The 15,517-nt window shown below is 54.8% G+C and carries 13 protein-coding genes; 9 read left to right on the top strand and 4 right to left on the bottom strand.

All coding sequences use genetic code 11. The features are described 5' to 3' along the window. Positions 1–1,101: an Mrp/NBP35 family ATP-binding protein gene (locus J4D97_RS10060; protein WP_208307461.1), complete on the bottom strand. Its 1,101-nt coding sequence runs from the start codon at positions 1,099–1,101 to the stop codon at positions 1–3. 154 nt (positions 1,102–1,255) lie between these two features. On the opposite strand from J4D97_RS10060, the gene J4D97_RS10065 reads away from it, so the two are divergent. From J4D97_RS10065 to J4D97_RS10090, 6 genes are all read left to right on the top strand, one after another. Continuing rightward, a complete protein-coding gene (locus J4D97_RS10065; protein ID WP_208307462.1) occupies positions 1,256–1,909 on the top strand; it encodes a head GIN domain-containing protein in 654 nt (217 codons plus the stop codon). A gap of 101 nt (positions 1,910–2,010) precedes the next feature. Then, positions 2,011–4,050 carry a DNA primase gene (gene dnaG, locus J4D97_RS10070; protein WP_208307463.1) on the top strand — a complete coding sequence of 680 codons (2,040 nt, stop codon included), beginning with the start codon at positions 2,011–2,013 and terminating at the stop codon, positions 4,048–4,050. A 165-nt stretch (positions 4,051–4,215) separates the two neighbouring features. After that, the gene (locus J4D97_RS10075) at positions 4,216–5,439 is read left to right on the top strand and encodes a glycosyltransferase family 4 protein (protein WP_208307464.1); all 1,224 of its coding nucleotides are present in this window, start codon (positions 4,216–4,218) and stop codon (positions 5,437–5,439) included. 110 nt (positions 5,440–5,549) lie between these two features. Then, positions 5,550–6,755: a glycosyltransferase gene (locus J4D97_RS10080; RefSeq protein WP_208307465.1), complete on the top strand. Its 1,206-nt coding sequence runs from the start codon at positions 5,550–5,552 to the stop codon at positions 6,753–6,755. Between the two features lie 172 nt (positions 6,756–6,927). Next, the gene (locus tag J4D97_RS10085) at positions 6,928–8,166 is read left to right on the top strand and encodes a bifunctional 3,4-dihydroxy-2-butanone-4-phosphate synthase/GTP cyclohydrolase II (protein WP_208307466.1); all 1,239 of its coding nucleotides are present in this window, start codon (positions 6,928–6,930) and stop codon (positions 8,164–8,166) included. Positions 8,167–8,301: 135 nt separating this feature from the next. Continuing rightward, positions 8,302–9,105, top strand: a complete 804-nt coding sequence (locus J4D97_RS10090) for a hypothetical protein (RefSeq protein ID WP_208307467.1) — start codon at positions 8,302–8,304, stop codon at positions 9,103–9,105. A gap of 14 nt (positions 9,106–9,119) precedes the next feature. Here the strand turns inward: J4D97_RS10090 and J4D97_RS10095 are convergent, their stop codons facing one another. The 3 genes from J4D97_RS10095 to J4D97_RS10105 form a co-directional block, all read right to left on the bottom strand. Further along, on the bottom strand, positions 9,120–9,701 hold the full coding sequence (locus J4D97_RS10095) for a hypothetical protein (RefSeq protein ID WP_208307468.1): 582 nt from the start codon (positions 9,699–9,701) through the stop codon (positions 9,120–9,122). A 65-nt stretch (positions 9,702–9,766) separates the two neighbouring features. Next, positions 9,767–11,527 carry a M14 family metallopeptidase gene (locus tag J4D97_RS10100; protein ID WP_208307469.1) on the bottom strand — a complete coding sequence of 587 codons (1,761 nt, stop codon included), beginning with the start codon at positions 11,525–11,527 and terminating at the stop codon, positions 9,767–9,769. A gap of 48 nt (positions 11,528–11,575) precedes the next feature. Continuing rightward, positions 11,576–12,760, bottom strand: coding sequence for a THUMP domain-containing class I SAM-dependent RNA methyltransferase (locus J4D97_RS10105; protein WP_208307470.1), 1,185 nt, complete (start codon positions 12,758–12,760; stop codon positions 11,576–11,578). Positions 12,761–12,971: 211 nt separating this feature from the next. On the opposite strand from J4D97_RS10105, the gene J4D97_RS10110 reads away from it, so the two are divergent. From J4D97_RS10110 to J4D97_RS10120, 3 genes are read left to right on the top strand one after another with little or no spacing between them, the layout of a single operon-like run. Then, the gene (locus J4D97_RS10110; RefSeq protein ID WP_208307471.1) at positions 12,972–13,949 is read left to right on the top strand and encodes a hypothetical protein; all 978 of its coding nucleotides are present in this window, start codon (positions 12,972–12,974) and stop codon (positions 13,947–13,949) included. A gap of 56 nt (positions 13,950–14,005) precedes the next feature. Continuing rightward, positions 14,006–14,995, top strand: a complete 990-nt coding sequence (locus tag J4D97_RS10115; RefSeq protein ID WP_208307472.1) for an RNA 2'-phosphotransferase — start codon at positions 14,006–14,008, stop codon at positions 14,993–14,995. 47 nt (positions 14,996–15,042) lie between these two features. After that, positions 15,043–15,459: a DUF1810 domain-containing protein gene (locus J4D97_RS10120; RefSeq protein ID WP_208307473.1), complete on the top strand. Its 417-nt coding sequence runs from the start codon at positions 15,043–15,045 to the stop codon at positions 15,457–15,459. Positions 15,460–15,517 lie beyond the last annotated feature (58 nt).

The raw sequence follows: 15,517 nt of genomic DNA on the forward strand, positions 1-15,517 counted from the left end.
TTAGGAGTTCATTTGCACCACGTTGGTGCGCGGCGCCACGGCGTTGCGTATGCTCACCTGGCGGGCCAGCTCCTCGGCCAACTGCTCGAAGGTAGCGGCCACGGCCGTGCCCTCCTGCAAAATGGCGGGCGTGCCCTCGTCGCCGTTTTCGCGGATGCTCTGCACCAGCGGAATCTGGCCCAGCAGGGCCACGCCGTGCTTATCGGCCAGGGCAGCACCGCCGCCTTCACCGAAGATAAAGTACTTATTGTCGGGCAGCTCAGCGGGCGTAAACCACGCCATGTTCTCTACCACCCCCAGCACGGGCACGTTGATTTGGGGTAGTCGGAACATCTGCAAGCCCTTCTCGGCATCGGCCAGGGCCACTTTTTGCGGCGTAGTCACGATGAGCGAGCCGGTGACAGGCACCGTTTGTACCATGGTCAGGTGAATGTCGGAGGTGCCGGGGGGCATGTCGAGCAGCAGGTAGTCCAGCTCGCCCCAATCCACTTCCGTGATGAACTGCTTGAGCGCCGACGAGGCCATCGGCCCGCGCCACACAATGGCCGACTCGGCCGGGGCCAAGAAGCCAATGCTCATCAGCTTCACACCAAATTTTTCGATGGGCTGAATCAGGTTACGGCCGTCCGGACCCTGGAAAACGTGCGGGCGAGCATCTTCCACCCCAAACATCAAGGGCATGCTGGGGCCGGAAATATCGGCGTCGACCAGGCCTACCCGGGCGCCGGTGCGGGCCAGGGCCAGGGCCAGGTTTGCCGTTACGGTGCTCTTCCCTACCCCACCTTTGCCCGAGGCAATGGCAATGATATTCTTCACGCCGGGCAGGATGTCGCGGTTCTGGCGCATGGTGGTCACGCGCGAGGTCAGGTTGACAGTCACCTGCGCTTCTTTGTCCACCATAGTATGCACGGCGCGCACGCAAGCGTTGTGAATCAGCTCTTTAAGCGGGCAGGCGGGGGTAGTAAGTACCACGGTGAACGACACGTTTTTGCCGTCTACCTGCACATCCTCCACCATGTTGAGGGTCACGAGGTCTTTGCCCAAATCCGGTTCTTCGACGTAGCTGAGGGCTTTCAGGACGTCTTCGGTAGTAATAGCCATAGGTAGGAGTGTTTCCGAGGTGTAAAGATAACCCAGAAACACGGGCGGAAGTTACCGACGGGTGACGCCCTACCTTTTTGCGGGACTCAGGCAACCCCAAACGGCAACCACGCATCTACCCTTTCAATCGCCAACCTATACACCCTTCTTCGCCATGAAACTTTTCGCACTCACCCTCTGGATGCTGGGTCTGCTCGCTGGCTCTGCTGCCGCGCAAAGCAAACAAGACCGTCCGCTCGCTGCTTTCTCCCAACTGGAGGCTAGCGGGGCCACTACTATTTACTTAACCCAGGGGCCACAGACGAGCGTGGTAGTGGAAGCACCCGAGGAAGCTCAATCGTACATCAAAACGGAAGTGCGCAACGGCGTACTGCGCATCTACCGCGAAAGTGAGGGCATGACGGCTACCCTTCGCAACCTGCTGAACAGCGAAAAAAACGGAGTAAAAATCTACGTCACTTGTCCCAACCTGACGGCCCTGAAACTGAGCGGCGCCACCGATGTGAAAGGCAGAACGCCCTTTACGGCCGACAACTTCGCAATTCAAGCCAGCGGCGCCAGCGACGTGACCCTACAGCTTAACGCCAAAAGCCTGAACGTGCAGGCCTCCGGTGCCAGCGACGTGTATCTCACCGGCCAAGTAGAGCGCCAGCAGGTGCAGATCAGCGGTAGCAGCGACTACCACGCCGCCAAGCTGGTGAGCGAGCAAGCTACCGTACAAGCCAGCGGCAGCAGCGACGCCTACGTGTCGGCCGTAAAGCTGTCGTCGCGGGCATCGGGTAGCAGCGATATTCACAACCGCAAGTAAGTTGCCGGGCGGCGCCCGGAATACCAGGCAACACGTCCGTATACAAGGCTTCGCGGCGGCTCAGGGTGAGCCGCCGCGAAGCCTTGTTATCTTTGCTCCCTATGGCCCGCATTCCCAAAGAAACCGTCGATCAGATCATCCACCACGCCGACATTGTGGAGGTGGTAGGAGATTTTGTACCCCTGAAGAGGAAAGGCCAGAATATGTGGGCGTGCTGCCCGTTTCACCACGAGAAGTCGCCGAGCTTTTCGGTGGCGCCGGCCAAGGGACTGTACAAGTGCTTTGGGTGCGGCAAGGCCGGCGGCGTGGTGCAGTTCATCATGGACATTGAGGGCACCAGCTACGTAGAGGCCCTGAAGTATCTGGCCAAGAAGTATGGCATTGATGTTCAGGAGGAAGAAAAAACGCCCGAGCAGCAATTAGCGCAGAACGAGAAGGATTCGCAGTACATCATTTCGAGCTGGGCCAAAGACCACTACCACAAACTGCTGCTGAAATCGGATGAGGGCCAGGGTATTGGGTTGAGCTATCTGCGCCAGCGCGGCCTCAACCAGACCACCATTACTACCTTCGAGCTGGGCTACTCCCTGGATCAGTGGGACGACCTGCTGAAAACCGCCGAGCACGCCGGCTACGACCGCAAATACCTGGAAAAAACTGGTCTCGTGGTGACCCGCACCGACGATGCAGGCCAGGACACCGGCCGCCGCTACGACCGATTTCGGGGGCGCGTGATGTTCCCGATTCACAACATTTCGGGGCGGGTAGTGGGCTTTGGGGCACGCACGCTCAAACCCAACGATAAGACGGCCAAGTACCTGAACTCGCCGGAGTCAGAGATTTATCATAAATCGGATATTCTCTACGGGCTGTACCAGGCGCGGCAGGCCATCCGGACGGAGGAAGTATGCTACCTGGTAGAAGGCTACCTCGATGTGCTGAGCCTGCACCAGGGTGGCATCAAGAACGTAGTGGCTTCGTCGGGCACTTCCCTCACGGAAGGGCAGATTCGCCTCATCAAGCGCTATTCCGACAACGTAACGGTGCTCTACGACGGCGACGCAGCCGGTATCAAGGCCTCGTTGCGGGGGGTAGACATGCTGCTTGAGGGTGGCCTGAACGTGCGCGTAGTGCTGTTCCCGGACGGCGACGACCCCGATAGCTACATCCGCAAGGTAGGCGACCAGCGCTTTCAGGAACACCTCGACCAGCAGAGCCAGGACTTCATCAGCTTCAAAACCAAGCTAGTAGCCCGCGAGGCAGCGCAAGACCCGGTGAAGAAAGCCGAGGCTATCCGCGACGTGCTTCAGAGCATTGCCAAAGTACCCGACCCCATTAAGCGGCAGGTATTTTTGCAGCAGACCAGCGCCGCGTTCAGCATTGATGAGCAAGTGCTGATTACGGAGTACAACAAGCTGGTGCGCACCGCCTCGGGCAAGGCCGCCGGGGGTGCCAGCCCGGCCCCGGCTTCACCGGCCCTCCCTACCCCTGGCCGGCAGCAACCCGCCGCCCCGGCTCGGCCTCTTTCGGAAGAAGAGGAAGCCGAGATGCTCATGTATGGCGCTACCCCCGAGGAACTGGGCAGCGCTGCACCTACGCAAGAGGTAGAGCTGGTAGAAGACGTTCTGGCCGTGTGCGAGCGGGAAATTGTGCGCCTACTACTACTCTATGCGCCCCAACTGCTGCAACCCGAAGTAACCGTGGCTCACTACATACTGGCGCAACTGGAAGAAACGCCCCTACGCACGCCCATCTACGCCGACCTCTTGCACCTGTGCCAAGAAGAGATGAATGAGGGCCGTTGGCCCGACGTGCGCCACTTCATCCAGCACAGTCGCGGCGACATTCGGGCCTTGGTGAGCGACCTTGCCACTGAAAAGTACGAGCTAAGCCCCAACTGGAGCACCCACCAGATATACGTACCCCGCGAGTTGGATCAGTTGCAAATTGCCTGCGACAACGCCCTGCTGCGCCTGAAAAAAGAAACCGTGCAGCGGGAGTTGGACCAGTTGCAACAAGAGCTGCGCGATGCCACCGACCCGGCCGCCGTCGATAAGATTCTGGAAGCCCTAATGCTCTACAAGCGCCTTGATAATGAGCTAGCTAGCCACTTAGGCACCGTTATTCCACGTCGGGCCTGATGCAAAAGCTACTTCCCCTGCTTCGCATACGCTTTTCAGGCGTTGCTCAGCCCATAAGGAATACTACATCAGGGCCTTTTGTGGCATGTCACAATTTGATTGAGTTCGGGCCGAGAAGGACTTTCGCTTCTTTGTAGCTTTGTGTGCCCATCCTACTCTTCTACCTTGCATATCCTGCAACTTTGTTTTCGCGTTCCGTTTCCGCCGCACGATGGTGGTGCCATAGCCATGTATGATGTGGCTGCTGGCCTGGCGCGTGCAGGGCACCAGGTAACAGTGCTGGCCGTAAATACTCCCAAACACTTTCAGCCCGACACCGCGCTCGACCACCTCGGCTCCGATGTGCGCCTGGTAACGGTACCCGTGGATACACGCCTGCGGCCTGTCCGGGCTCTGCGCAACTTACTGCTGGGCAGCATTCCGTACAATGTGGAGCGGTTCGTGAATCCGGCGCTAGCCGAGCAACTCACGCAGATTCTGCAAACCGAAACCATCGACGTGGTGCAGGTAGAAGGCACCTTTGTGACTTGGTACATTGATACCATCCGGCGGGTGGCTCCCCATGTACCGGTAGTTCTGCGGGCACACAACGTGGAACACACCATCTGGCAGATGCTGGCCGGGCGAGAATACAACTTTGCGAAAGCATGGTATTTACGCCACTTGGCTCGACGCCTGGAGCAGTATGAACGCCACTACCTTCCCCGCTTCGATGCTATAGCAGCCATTACCGAGCCCGACCGGCGCCGGCTGCTAGCGTTAGGTTGTCCCGAGCCGGTTACGTTTATTCCGGCTGGGGTAGATGCCACACGCTTGGCGCCCGACCCGACCCAACGCCCACGACCGCGCACAGTATTCATCATCGGCTCGCTTGATTGGCTGCCGAACCGCGAAGGTGTGGAATGGTTTCTGACCAACATCTGGCCACAGGTGCACGAGCAACTGCCCGAGTTGGAGCTGCACTTGGCGGGCAAGTCCACACCACCTGCCATCCAACATCGCCACGGCCGCGACAATATCCACGTGCACGGTTTTGTGGAATCGGCAGCTAAGTTTATGCAGCAGTACGAGCTGATGCTGGTGCCCCTGCTCTCGGGCGGCGGCATGCGCATCAAGATTATTGAAGGCATGGCATTGGGCAAGTGTATTCTGAGTACCGGTCTGGGCTCCGAGGGCATTGCCGTGCGCGAAGGGCACGATATTCTGCTCTGCGACGAGCCGCAAGTGTGGGTAGCGCGGTTGCGGGCCTACTACGAAGGCGAATTGCCCTACCAACAGATTGGCCACGAGGCACAACGTACTATTGCCCGCCTCTATGACAACCGCCGCATCATCGAGCGTTTCTTGCAATTATACGGGAGCCTAGGCAGCCTACGCGAAAGCGCGTAAGTTTGCGGCGTATGAAGCTGCTGGTGCTGCGTTGTTATTCTCTCTCACTCCTTTTGCGAAAAGCAAAGGGGGCACGCGCTTACTGTCAGTTGCCAACTGCCTGACAACATATGAAGGAAGTTGATCTACTATTGGGCGGCGTGCTGGCCGGCGGAATTTTGCTGATTGCGCATACCTACTTGTTCTTCCCGCTGTTGCTCAACTATTTGGCCCGGCATAGCACGCAAAACCAGGATACGTATGCTCCGCACGACTCCGCACTTCCCCATGTAGATGTATTGCTGGCCGTTTTTAACGAAGAGCAAGTCATCGAAGAGAAAATTCTAACAACTTTCAACACTACCTATCCCACCGGTAAGCTCACCTTCTACATCGGCTCCGATAACTCGCAGGATCAAACGAACAGCATCATTACGCGTTTGACCTTACTTCACCCAAATTTGCGCTTTAGGACTTTTACGCAACGCATGGGTAAGCCTGGAGTTATGGATGCGCTGGCCCAAGAAGCCACAGCACCAGTTCTAGTGCTCACCGATGCCAATGTGTTCTTCACCACCGATACACTTTATCACCTTGTTAAGCACTTCCGCAATCCGGCTATTGGGCAGGTAGGAGGCCATATTCTCAATCCTGCTCACCGTCGCGAAGGAATTTCGGGGCAAGAGAAAGCGTATCTGGAGCGCGAAAATATGGTCAAATACCAGGAAGGCGTAATATGGGGCGCTATGATCGGTGCCTTCGGGGGCTGTTTTGCCGTCCGACGCTCTTGCTACCACCCGGCCCCGGCCTCCTTTCTAGTGGATGATTTCTATATTTCACTAGCTGTGCTGCGCGATGGTTATCAAGCCATCAACGAGCTAGACGCTCACTGCTACGAAGATGTATCGGACCGCTTGCCCGAGGAGTTCCGACGAAAAGCGCGCATCTCGGCCGGAAACTTTCAAAACCTGTGGGCCTTCCGTCAACTACTATGGCCGCCATGGCGTGGTGTTAGCTTCGCTTATTGGTCGCACAAAGTGCTACGCTGGCTGACACCGCTGCTTCTGCTGCTTACTTTGTTTGCTAATGTGCTGCTAGTGGTGCGTGGCGCTAGCTGGGTATACTCCCTGATTTTGGCTGGACAGCTGGCCGGACCCGGCCTGATGCTGGTCGATTGGTGGCTACGCCGCTACCATAACCGGCACTTGCGCGCCTTACGCTTTATTACCCACTTTTATAGTATGAACGCTGCCTTGCTACTCGGCCTCTATCGGTACGCACGCGGCGTGCGCACCACCGTATGGGAGCCTACCCAGCGGTTTCAACAGAGCAAGTAAGCCGAGGTATACCGCCGATCCAGCGTATTGCGCCAATGCTTCCCGTAATTTTGCGGCTCGCCAACTAACTTCGCGGCTTGTTGATGGTTGTCAACTCAGCATAGAACTTTCACTTTTTCGCGAAGGCAGCTTGCTTTCGCGATACCTGCTTACCTAGCAAAATTCACGCATCATGCTTGATTCCATAGAAGATGCCATTGCCGATATCCGCGCCGGCAAGGTAGTCGTTGTTGTCGATGACGAAGACCGCGAAAACGAGGGCGATTTTATCTGCGCCGCCCGTTGCGCTACCCCCGAGGTCATCAATTTTATGGCCACCCACGGCCGCGGGTTGGTATGCGCGCCCATCACCGAAGCTCGTTGCAACGAGTTGGAGTTGGATTTGATGGTAGGCCGCAACACGGCCCTGCATGCTACCCCCTTCACCGTCAGCATCGACCTGCTCAAGAACGGCGTCACCACTGGTATTTCGGCTTCCGACCGGAGCAAGACCATTCTAGCCCTCATCGACCTCGAAACTAAGCCGGAGGACCTGGGCAAGCCCGGCCATATTTTCCCATTGAAAGCCCGCAAAGAAGGCGTATTGCGTCGCGCTGGTCACACCGAAGCCGCCGTAGACCTGGCCCGCTTGGCAGGCTTCGAACCGGCGGGCGTGCTGGTGGAGATTTTGCGGGAAGATGGTGAAATGGCTCGCCTGCCGGAGCTGCGCCAAGTGGCCGATAAGTGGGATCTGAAATTGATTTCGGTGCAGGACCTCATTAAGTACCGTCTTGAAAAAGAGAGTCTTATCACCCGCGAAATCTCCGTGAAGATGCCCACCGATTGGGGCGACTTCGACCTGATTGCCTACACCCAGCGCTCCACCGGCGCCCAGCACTTGGCGCTGGTGAAAGGAGATATTGCTGGCCCCGAGCCGGTACTGGTGCGTGTGCACAGCTCTTGTGTTACCGGCGACATCTTCGGGAGCTGCCGCTGCGACTGCGGCCCCCAGCTGCACCAGGCCATGCAGCAGATTGAGCGTGAAGGTAGAGGCGTCATCGTCTACATGAACCAGGAAGGCCGAGGCATCGGCTTGCTTAATAAGCTGAAAGCCTACAAACTACAGGAACAAGGCCGTGACACGGTAGAGGCTAACCTGGAATTAGGCTTTAAGATGGATGAGCGCGACTACGGGGTAGGCGCTTCCATCCTGCGTGATTTGGGTATTTCGCAGATGCGCCTGCTCACCAACAATCCACGTAAGCGCACTGGTTTGGCTGCGTACGGCCTCGAGGTAGTAGATACGGTGCCGATTGAAATTGCGCCTAATGAACACAACCAGCGCTACCTCACTACCAAGCGCGACAAGCTGGGCCACACAATTTTGAGTCAGCTGCTGTCGGAGCAACCTGGCTCACCTTCTGCCGAATAGTAGCTTTACCCTGTCGTATAGCCGGGTATCCGGTGTTCTTAAACTGTCTTGTTTAAGAACACCGGATACCCGGCTTCGTGTTGTGGAATGAAGGTAACACGGAGATTGTTGTAAGATTTTACTATGCTTACGCTTATGAAAAGTCCTGCTCCTTTCTTCATTTTCCTACTAAGCTGGCTGTGGCTGGGTCCGGCGCAGGCCCAGCAGCAAGGCTTGGTTCAGCAATTCACGGATAGCTCTATTCTATTAGCGGATGGCGACACATTAGAGGGCCCGCTTACCCTTAACCGCCGCGAGGATGTAGTGCAGATTCAGCTTGGCGATGGCTCGGTGCGCACTCTGTCGGCCGTAGCCGTGCAGAGCTTCGCCGTAAAGGGCGAGCAGATTGACCGGCGTCGCAATCCGTATTACTACGACGACTTTTACGATGCCCGCGCTGGCTATTACTACGGCAATCCTTTTTATAGCACCCGTCCACTACGGCGCCGCCAGGAGCGCCCTGATACTAGCCTGGTTCGGATTTTTCGAGTGTACCGTTGGAATCGTGGCAATGACTATAGCGACTTCAAGTCGCCGGGCTTCTTTGAGCAACTGAGCAACGGCCCTACCCTACTCCTTCGTCGGGAATCGTTGGTACAGCGCGCCGCCAATTATAATTCGCCGTATGGATACGGTGCCTACCGTGGAGGATATCCCTACGGAGCGGGCATTCCCGCAACGCAACTCTATACAGACATCAAAGATGATTTTTATCTGGGTCTCCCGGATGGGCGTATTATCGCGCTACGGAATCCCAAAAAGGATTTGCTCAATGCCTTTCGCCAACAGCAGCGCCAAATAGAGGCATATGCGAAGGTGAATCATTTGGAGTACACTAATGCCCGCGAGCTAGCCTATATCGTGAACTATGCAAACTCACTTGCTGCTGCCAATAACTAGTACAAATCTCTAGTCTACGTAACTATTGTATAGCGTTTATAGTGAGCCGTAACTGTAACAAAATGCACACCGATTGTGCTCGAATACACTGGTAGCTTTGAGACAACAACCAATTCCTCATTAGCTGTTACCGTTACAGAAACTGGAGCGGGCCAATCAGGATCCGGGATTTCCCGGGGCGTAAAATGGAATGTTTGCGTAGTAGCGTCGAACGTAAATTTTTCGGGCGCGGCCTGCATGACATATCCGGCCTTGGTATTACCCGCAGATGTGCTGTATGGATTAACGTACGGCCGCTGCCACCACTGCACGAAGAGATGTCCCATAATGCCCCCTGTATATTGCTGCTGCGCACTCAGGATACGTATCTCAACGTCTGCGTTAGCTAGATAGGCTTCTTCGGCTAATAAGTCAGTAGAAAACAAACCGTCGTTGTTACTATCTACCGCTTCGGAACTACTGGCACTCAATAACTTATATTTTCCGTGCAGCTTCTCGTGCAGAATGGCGGTATCTTCTGGCTCGACATCAGCTTTCTGGCAGCTAGTAGCTCCAAGCATAGCCATGCATATAGTTGCAATAAAACGCTGTTTCATAGGGTAGTTATGAAAATAAGAATTACAGGAATAAGTAAAAACGGAAGGTAGGGATTTCCTACTACCTAGTCAACGAGTAGCGCCCTACCCTGCCAACGTGCTATGGGGTAGCGTAAGTAGGCTGCTTCATAATGAGGAGAGTTGCGGTAAACCCATTCCAATTGGGCCTGGCCATTAGAAGCAAACTCTGCGTTTTCTTTTTTGAGCTTTTCCAAGCGTTGACGCAACTCGGGTTGCTGGCGCAGTAACTCAGCTGCTAAATCCTCAAATACATAATCAGAGAAGTGCTCCTTCTGCTGTAGGATACTATCGAAGAAGCCCCATGCAAAAAAGGAATCCGTAGCCTGTGGCTCAAGCATCTCCACTAAATACCGGGCTGCTGGTTGATTGAGTTGGGCTACGTAGTCGCCACGAAGGAAATGTACGGTTTGTGGCTGTGCGGTTACCTGCACCTGCGAGTGTAGGTAGTGCCCTTCATATGGTCGTGAGCTGGTTTTATAATCGTCGATGTGGTAGAACTCGGCCGTTAGGGTGGTGTCTTGGCGCAGACGCTGAAGCTGGACCCCAGCCCGGCGTAGGCGCTCTACTACCTCACCCCAGGCCTGTGGAATAAGGTAGGCCGCTGGCCGACGCACCGTGGTAGTGGCCCGGAAGCTATTATAGAAGGGAATGGGCTTCGTGTACGGCTCCTGCTGATTGTAATAGAGACGTGGCTGCCCACTCACTTCGCTTGGTTTCAGGTGGCCGAGATAACCACGAAACGTAAACGTTTCGGCGCGGGTGGTATCGAGCTTCCAAGCCAGCGGAAACTCTTGCTGCGCAGTCATTTGCTGTGCAGCCGCAGTGCGCGCCTGCGCCAAGGCGGCATCCTGCGTTTGAATAGCTTGCAGCAGCACCGTCATAAAATCGTAGGTAGCCCACACACGGGGCGCAAAGGCCTTTAGCATGTGGGTTTCTGTTACAAAGCCGATGGTGTTGAACAGCGCCGCGTAGCCCGTGGAATACCGCGGCGTTTCCAGGAAGCCAACCAGTCCGCGGGCGTCAGGCGTGCGGCCCAGAAAATCTACGTAGGGCGTTAGGGGCCACTGCTTCTGGTCCATGCCCTGGTACAGAGCGGGTAGCAACTGCGCCGTCAGATACTGACTAAGAACCGGGTGCAGCTTGTCTTTCTGCGTTGGTATCAGCGTCATGGTATACTGATAATCAGCGCCGTTGGACGTATGGTTATCCAGAAAAACATCAGGCTGCCAGCGCTGAAACAGCTCTGCAAAGGCGCGGGCGTTGCGCGAGTCCTGCTTCACGTAGTCGCGGTTCAGGTCGAGGTTGCGCGCGTTGCCCCGGAAACCATAGCTTTCGGGGCCATTCTGATTTACACGCGTAGTACTATTGCGGTTCAGTGCCCCGCCTACATTATATATAGGTATAAGCACGACGGTAGTGTTGCGCAACAGCTGGCGCAGCGCTGGCTTTTGTACCAAGTCGCGGGCTAGCATCATGCTTGCGTCGATACCTTCCGGCTCACCAGGATGAATACCGTTCTGAATTAATACTACCCGGTGGCCCTGCCGACGAGCAGTAGCCGGATCGGCCTTGCCACCGCCCGTCGAAATCACCACCTCATGCAGCGGCCGTCCCGAGTCAGTCTCGCCAACTTCGCGCACGGTGATTTCCTTGTATGCCTTATCGAGGCGCTGGTAGTAGGCAATGCACTGGGCATACGTGGCCGTTGTGTTGCCGCTGCTACGCTCAAACGGCGTACTCCAATCGGCGGGCGGTGTGGCGGGTGAAGACGCGAGAAGCAGCGCGGAAAGAACCAGTGGCAACATAGAAGTGAAATCAGTGACGGCGTGAAGCTAGGAAAAAGTACCCCTTCCCTACTCTGGGCGTGCCGCTTTGCGGGAGCCTTGGTACAGCTCGTACTTTAGTAATCGGCATTCAATCGGCCCGTTGTAGAGTGGCACGCGGCGAGAGGTTTTCAGGCCAATGCGCTTGGCTGCTTCCAGGTTGCCGGTGAAGATATAGGCATCGTAGCCCTGGAAACCGGCTTTAAGCGTGTCGCCAATGGTCTTGTAAAGGGCTTCCATCTCCGATTCCTGCCCGATTCGCTCCCCGTAGGGCGGGTTCATGATGACGATGCCGGGCGCTTCTTTGGCGGGGGCTTTGGCTTCGGCCACGTCGCGCACACCCAGGCGAATGAAATCCTCCAGATCGGCGGCGGCCACGTTTTCGCGGGCCAACTCAATGAACTCGCGGGAAATGTCGGAGCCGGCGAGGTAGGCTTGCGGCTCCTCCAGGCGCATCTGGCGGGCGTCCAGCTGCACCGATTCCCAGAGCGCCGCCTCGAAATCGGGCCAATTCTCGAAGCCAAACTTACCTTGGTGGTAGAGGCCCGGCGCAATGCGCTGGGCAATGAGCGCAGCCTCGGTGAGCAAAGTACCCGAGCCACACATGGGGTCGATGAGGGTCTTTTTACCGTCCCAGCCCGTGAGCAGCAGCAGGCCGGCAGCCAATACTTCGTTGAGCGGGGCCACGTTGGTTTGCTGGCGGTAGCCGCGCCGATGCAGCGAGTCGCCGGCCGCGTCGAGGCTCAGGGTCACCTCGTTTTCCAGCATGTGCAGGTGCAAGCGGATATCGGGGTTCTTCACGTCCACGCTGGGACGCTGGCCGGTGCGGTTGCGGAACTGGTCTACAATGGCATCTTTGGTGAGCTGGGCCACGAACAGCGAGTGCTCGAACGACGACTTATTAACTACGGCCGTAATGGCGAAGGTTTGGTCGGCCCCAATAAACTCCTTCCAGTCGATGCGGCCTACCTCGCGGTAGAGAGCTTTCTCGTCGCGGGCGTAGAAGCCGGCGAAGGGCACCAGAATCCGCATGGCGGTACGGCACCATAGCACGGCTTCGTAGAGCAACTGCTTGTCGCCGCTAAACTCCACGGCCCGCTGCCCTACCTTTTCGATGTGGGCACCCAACTGGTGCAACTCATCGGCCAGTACCTCTTCGAGGCCAAATTGGGTGGTGGCAGTCATTGGAAACGGGCGGGAGCGGCGGTTGGCCATAGGGCAAAAGAAATAAGTGAAAGCGCAAAGGTCGGGAGTAGCGCGAACTTTGTACCTCGCATATCGTTGGGAGCTAAAATCAGAGCTACCCTACCCTCGCCTCAAGCTAGTTCTAATTCTAGCTATAGCTCTACTCATCCTACCCAATCACTTGCGCTTCCCCATGCGGCCTTCTTTCCTTTTCGACCCTAACAAGAGTAGCCTTTTTTACATGGCGCTGTTTCTAGTGCTGATCGGGGCAGGGCTGGCGGCGTCTAATCTGTTAGGTTCCCATTACTCTATTATTGGTAGTGTGGCGTCGTTTCTGGCCCTGTTCGTGGCGTTTCAGAGCTGGAAAGCGGCCGATAATGCCTCCCGCAAAACCGACGAGGCCCTACAAAAAATGCAGCAGATCAGTCAGGAAACGCAGCAGCTAGTGGAGCGCAGCAACGCGGTGGAAGGCCACATCGATAAGGCCGTGACGACCATCAGCGACGCTACCCGCCAGCTCTACCACGGCTTTCAGCCGATTATGACCGAAATCTGCAAGTTTCTGGACGATGCTAAGGGTAGCGAATACGTGGCCATACTCACCGATTCGGCCTCCATTGGCACTTTCTACTCCCACCACCACCAGCCTCCGCTCAACCCACGCGAGACACAGGCCCTCACCGACCGCATTCAGGCGCTGCTGGTAGACCGTGCCCGCGATGCCCGCGAGTTCTATATGGCTACCCTCACCACCGAAGAAACCTCGGAGCTATTCCCGCCCACCAAAGAAGCTAACACGCTGTTTCACAGCTATGCGCAGGGCGTGTGGAAGCAGTTTCACCCCGAATTGCAAATCACAGCCGCCGAGTGGAACGAACACCGCCAAGCGCATTACCGGGTGCTGCACGCCGTAGAGCAAGCCTTCCAGGAAACCGCTGCGCAGCACACCGACCAAACCCAGGCGCAACTACCGCCGCACTATGCTACCTCGGTGCTGCCGCTACAGCTATTTATCCGCGCCGATGCACAGGCCAACGAGCCGTTCCGCGCCCTAGTGGTGTTTCTGGGCCAGTATAACCTCGACCGGGTAGCCGACGCCCGCGCTATGCAAACCGCTGATCCTGAGCTGGTGCGCACCTTTATCAGCATGTTTGAGTCGCTGACGGGGCAGGATGATATGCCCGCTTATCGGGAGTTGCGGCGGCGCGTGCCGCTGTAGATAACATAGGATGTGCATCCTACTCTACTTGACAATAAATAAGTATCTTAATATAGATGAGCAAACAAGAATATTTGTATCAATCATTAGTCTTTATAAGAAAAAAACAAGAAAATATAAGTAAGCTGATCAGCTATTGGCTACGACATAATCCAGCACAAGCAAAACTTGAAGCTGACAAATTTGGCTGGATCGAACTTGACGCTTTATTACAAGCTTTATCAAATAAAAACATCTCTTTAAGTACAGACCAATTGATCAATCTCAACAGATCGTTCAAAAAATCACGCTGGGAAATCGAAAGAGATGTAAATAGAATCAGAGCTACTCACGGACACTCGTTCCCTGTTTCACTCGACGACAAAATAAAAATACCACCAGAAACTCTTTATCACGGCACTACAACTTCTGTTCTAACTCAAGTTATGCAGGATGGGCTTCTTTCCATGAATAGACAGTTTGTACACTTATCAGAAGACATAGAAACGGCTACTACTGTCGCAAAGCGACATGGCAAACCATTTATAATAGAAGTTGACACAGATCCACTTATAAAGGACGGCTGGTCTTTTTACAAGACAAATGACAGTGTTTGGTTGACTAATAATATCCCAGCGAAATATTTATTTTTTGCGCCCTGGTATAGAGATAATGATGAGAAAGGCTATTACGTTAAAGAACTAAAAAGAGAAATTGGCAATCGCAAATCACATATTTTATACAAACATTTGGACGACCTAGAGCTGGTCTGGAACACAGGAACTTGTGATGATGCTTTGTTCGTAAACAAGAAAACCAGCAAATATTACGTAGTACATCTTACATACACTACTGAAGAGCAAGAGATTGATGGTTATCCTGGAATTAATATTTATAACTCTTTCGAAAATTGGATAGAGAATGGCCTTTGGATAGACCAACAGTATTATTACGATTTAGATGAGCGAGAATACATTACAAAATATTATGTTATTAAAAATAAATCGAAAGGATTTTTTAAGAAGATTTGGCAAAAGTTGAGTAAAAATATCTTTAGTAAGATTTAGTGACTTACACCTTTCATACTCCTCACACCTTTATAATAGACCTAGTTATGCCCAACTTAACACGTTTCCTCGACGCCCAAAAAGCCGACTACCAAACTGCCTTATCCGAAATAAAAAACGGACGAAAGCGCAGCCATTGGATGTGGTATATTTTTCCACAGATACAAGGCTTAGGCTTCAGCGAAACGTCGAGATTCTACGCTGTACGAGACGCAGCAGAAGCCGAGGCGTATCTCGCGCATCCTGTTTTAGGAAGCAGATTATTGGAAATCAGCAATGCATTACTGACGCTCAGTGCCAGCAATGCAACCAGCGTTTTTGGCAGCCCCGATGATCTGAAGCTAAAGTCCTCTATGACGCTGTTTGCGTCCCTACCCAAAGCAGATCCGGTTTTTCAGGCCGTGCTGGACAAGTTTTTCAACGGCACTAAGGACGACAAAACGCTGCAACTACTACACAGGTAAAACAACGGCAGCATACGACCGCACAATAGGCAAGCGGGATACTATGTTGTAGTGACAC

The organism is Hymenobacter defluvii (genome assembly GCF_017589435.1).
GTDB lineage: Bacteria > Bacteroidota > Bacteroidia > Cytophagales > Hymenobacteraceae > Hymenobacter > Hymenobacter profundi.

Excerpts from the sequence above, each read along its gene's own strand:
- J4D97_RS10060 (WP_208307461.1), bottom strand. The coding sequence starts at position 1,101 with ATGGCTATTACTACCGAAGACGTCCTGAAAGCCCTCAGCTACGTCGAA.
- J4D97_RS10065 (WP_208307462.1), top strand. The coding sequence starts at position 1,256 with ATGAAACTTTTCGCACTCACCCTCTGGATGCTGGGTCTGCTCGCTGGC.
- dnaG (WP_208307463.1), top strand. The coding sequence starts at position 2,011 with ATGGCCCGCATTCCCAAAGAAACCGTCGATCAGATCATCCACCACGCC.
- J4D97_RS10080 (WP_208307465.1), top strand. The coding sequence starts at position 5,550 with ATGAAGGAAGTTGATCTACTATTGGGCGGCGTGCTGGCCGGCGGAATT.
- J4D97_RS10085 (WP_208307466.1), top strand. The coding sequence starts at position 6,928 with ATGCTTGATTCCATAGAAGATGCCATTGCCGATATCCGCGCCGGCAAG.
- J4D97_RS10090 (WP_208307467.1), top strand. The coding sequence starts at position 8,302 with ATGAAAAGTCCTGCTCCTTTCTTCATTTTCCTACTAAGCTGGCTGTGG.
- J4D97_RS10095 (WP_208307468.1), bottom strand. The coding sequence starts at position 9,701 with ATGAAACAGCGTTTTATTGCAACTATATGCATGGCTATGCTTGGAGCT.
- J4D97_RS10100 (WP_208307469.1), bottom strand. The coding sequence starts at position 11,527 with ATGTTGCCACTGGTTCTTTCCGCGCTGCTTCTCGCGTCTTCACCCGCC.
- J4D97_RS10105 (WP_208307470.1), bottom strand. The coding sequence starts at position 12,760 with ATGGCCAACCGCCGCTCCCGCCCGTTTCCAATGACTGCCACCACCCAA.
- J4D97_RS10110 (WP_208307471.1), top strand. The coding sequence starts at position 12,972 with ATGGCGCTGTTTCTAGTGCTGATCGGGGCAGGGCTGGCGGCGTCTAAT.
- J4D97_RS10115 (WP_208307472.1), top strand. The coding sequence starts at position 14,006 with ATGAGCAAACAAGAATATTTGTATCAATCATTAGTCTTTATAAGAAAA.
- J4D97_RS10120 (WP_208307473.1), top strand. The coding sequence starts at position 15,043 with ATGCCCAACTTAACACGTTTCCTCGACGCCCAAAAAGCCGACTACCAA.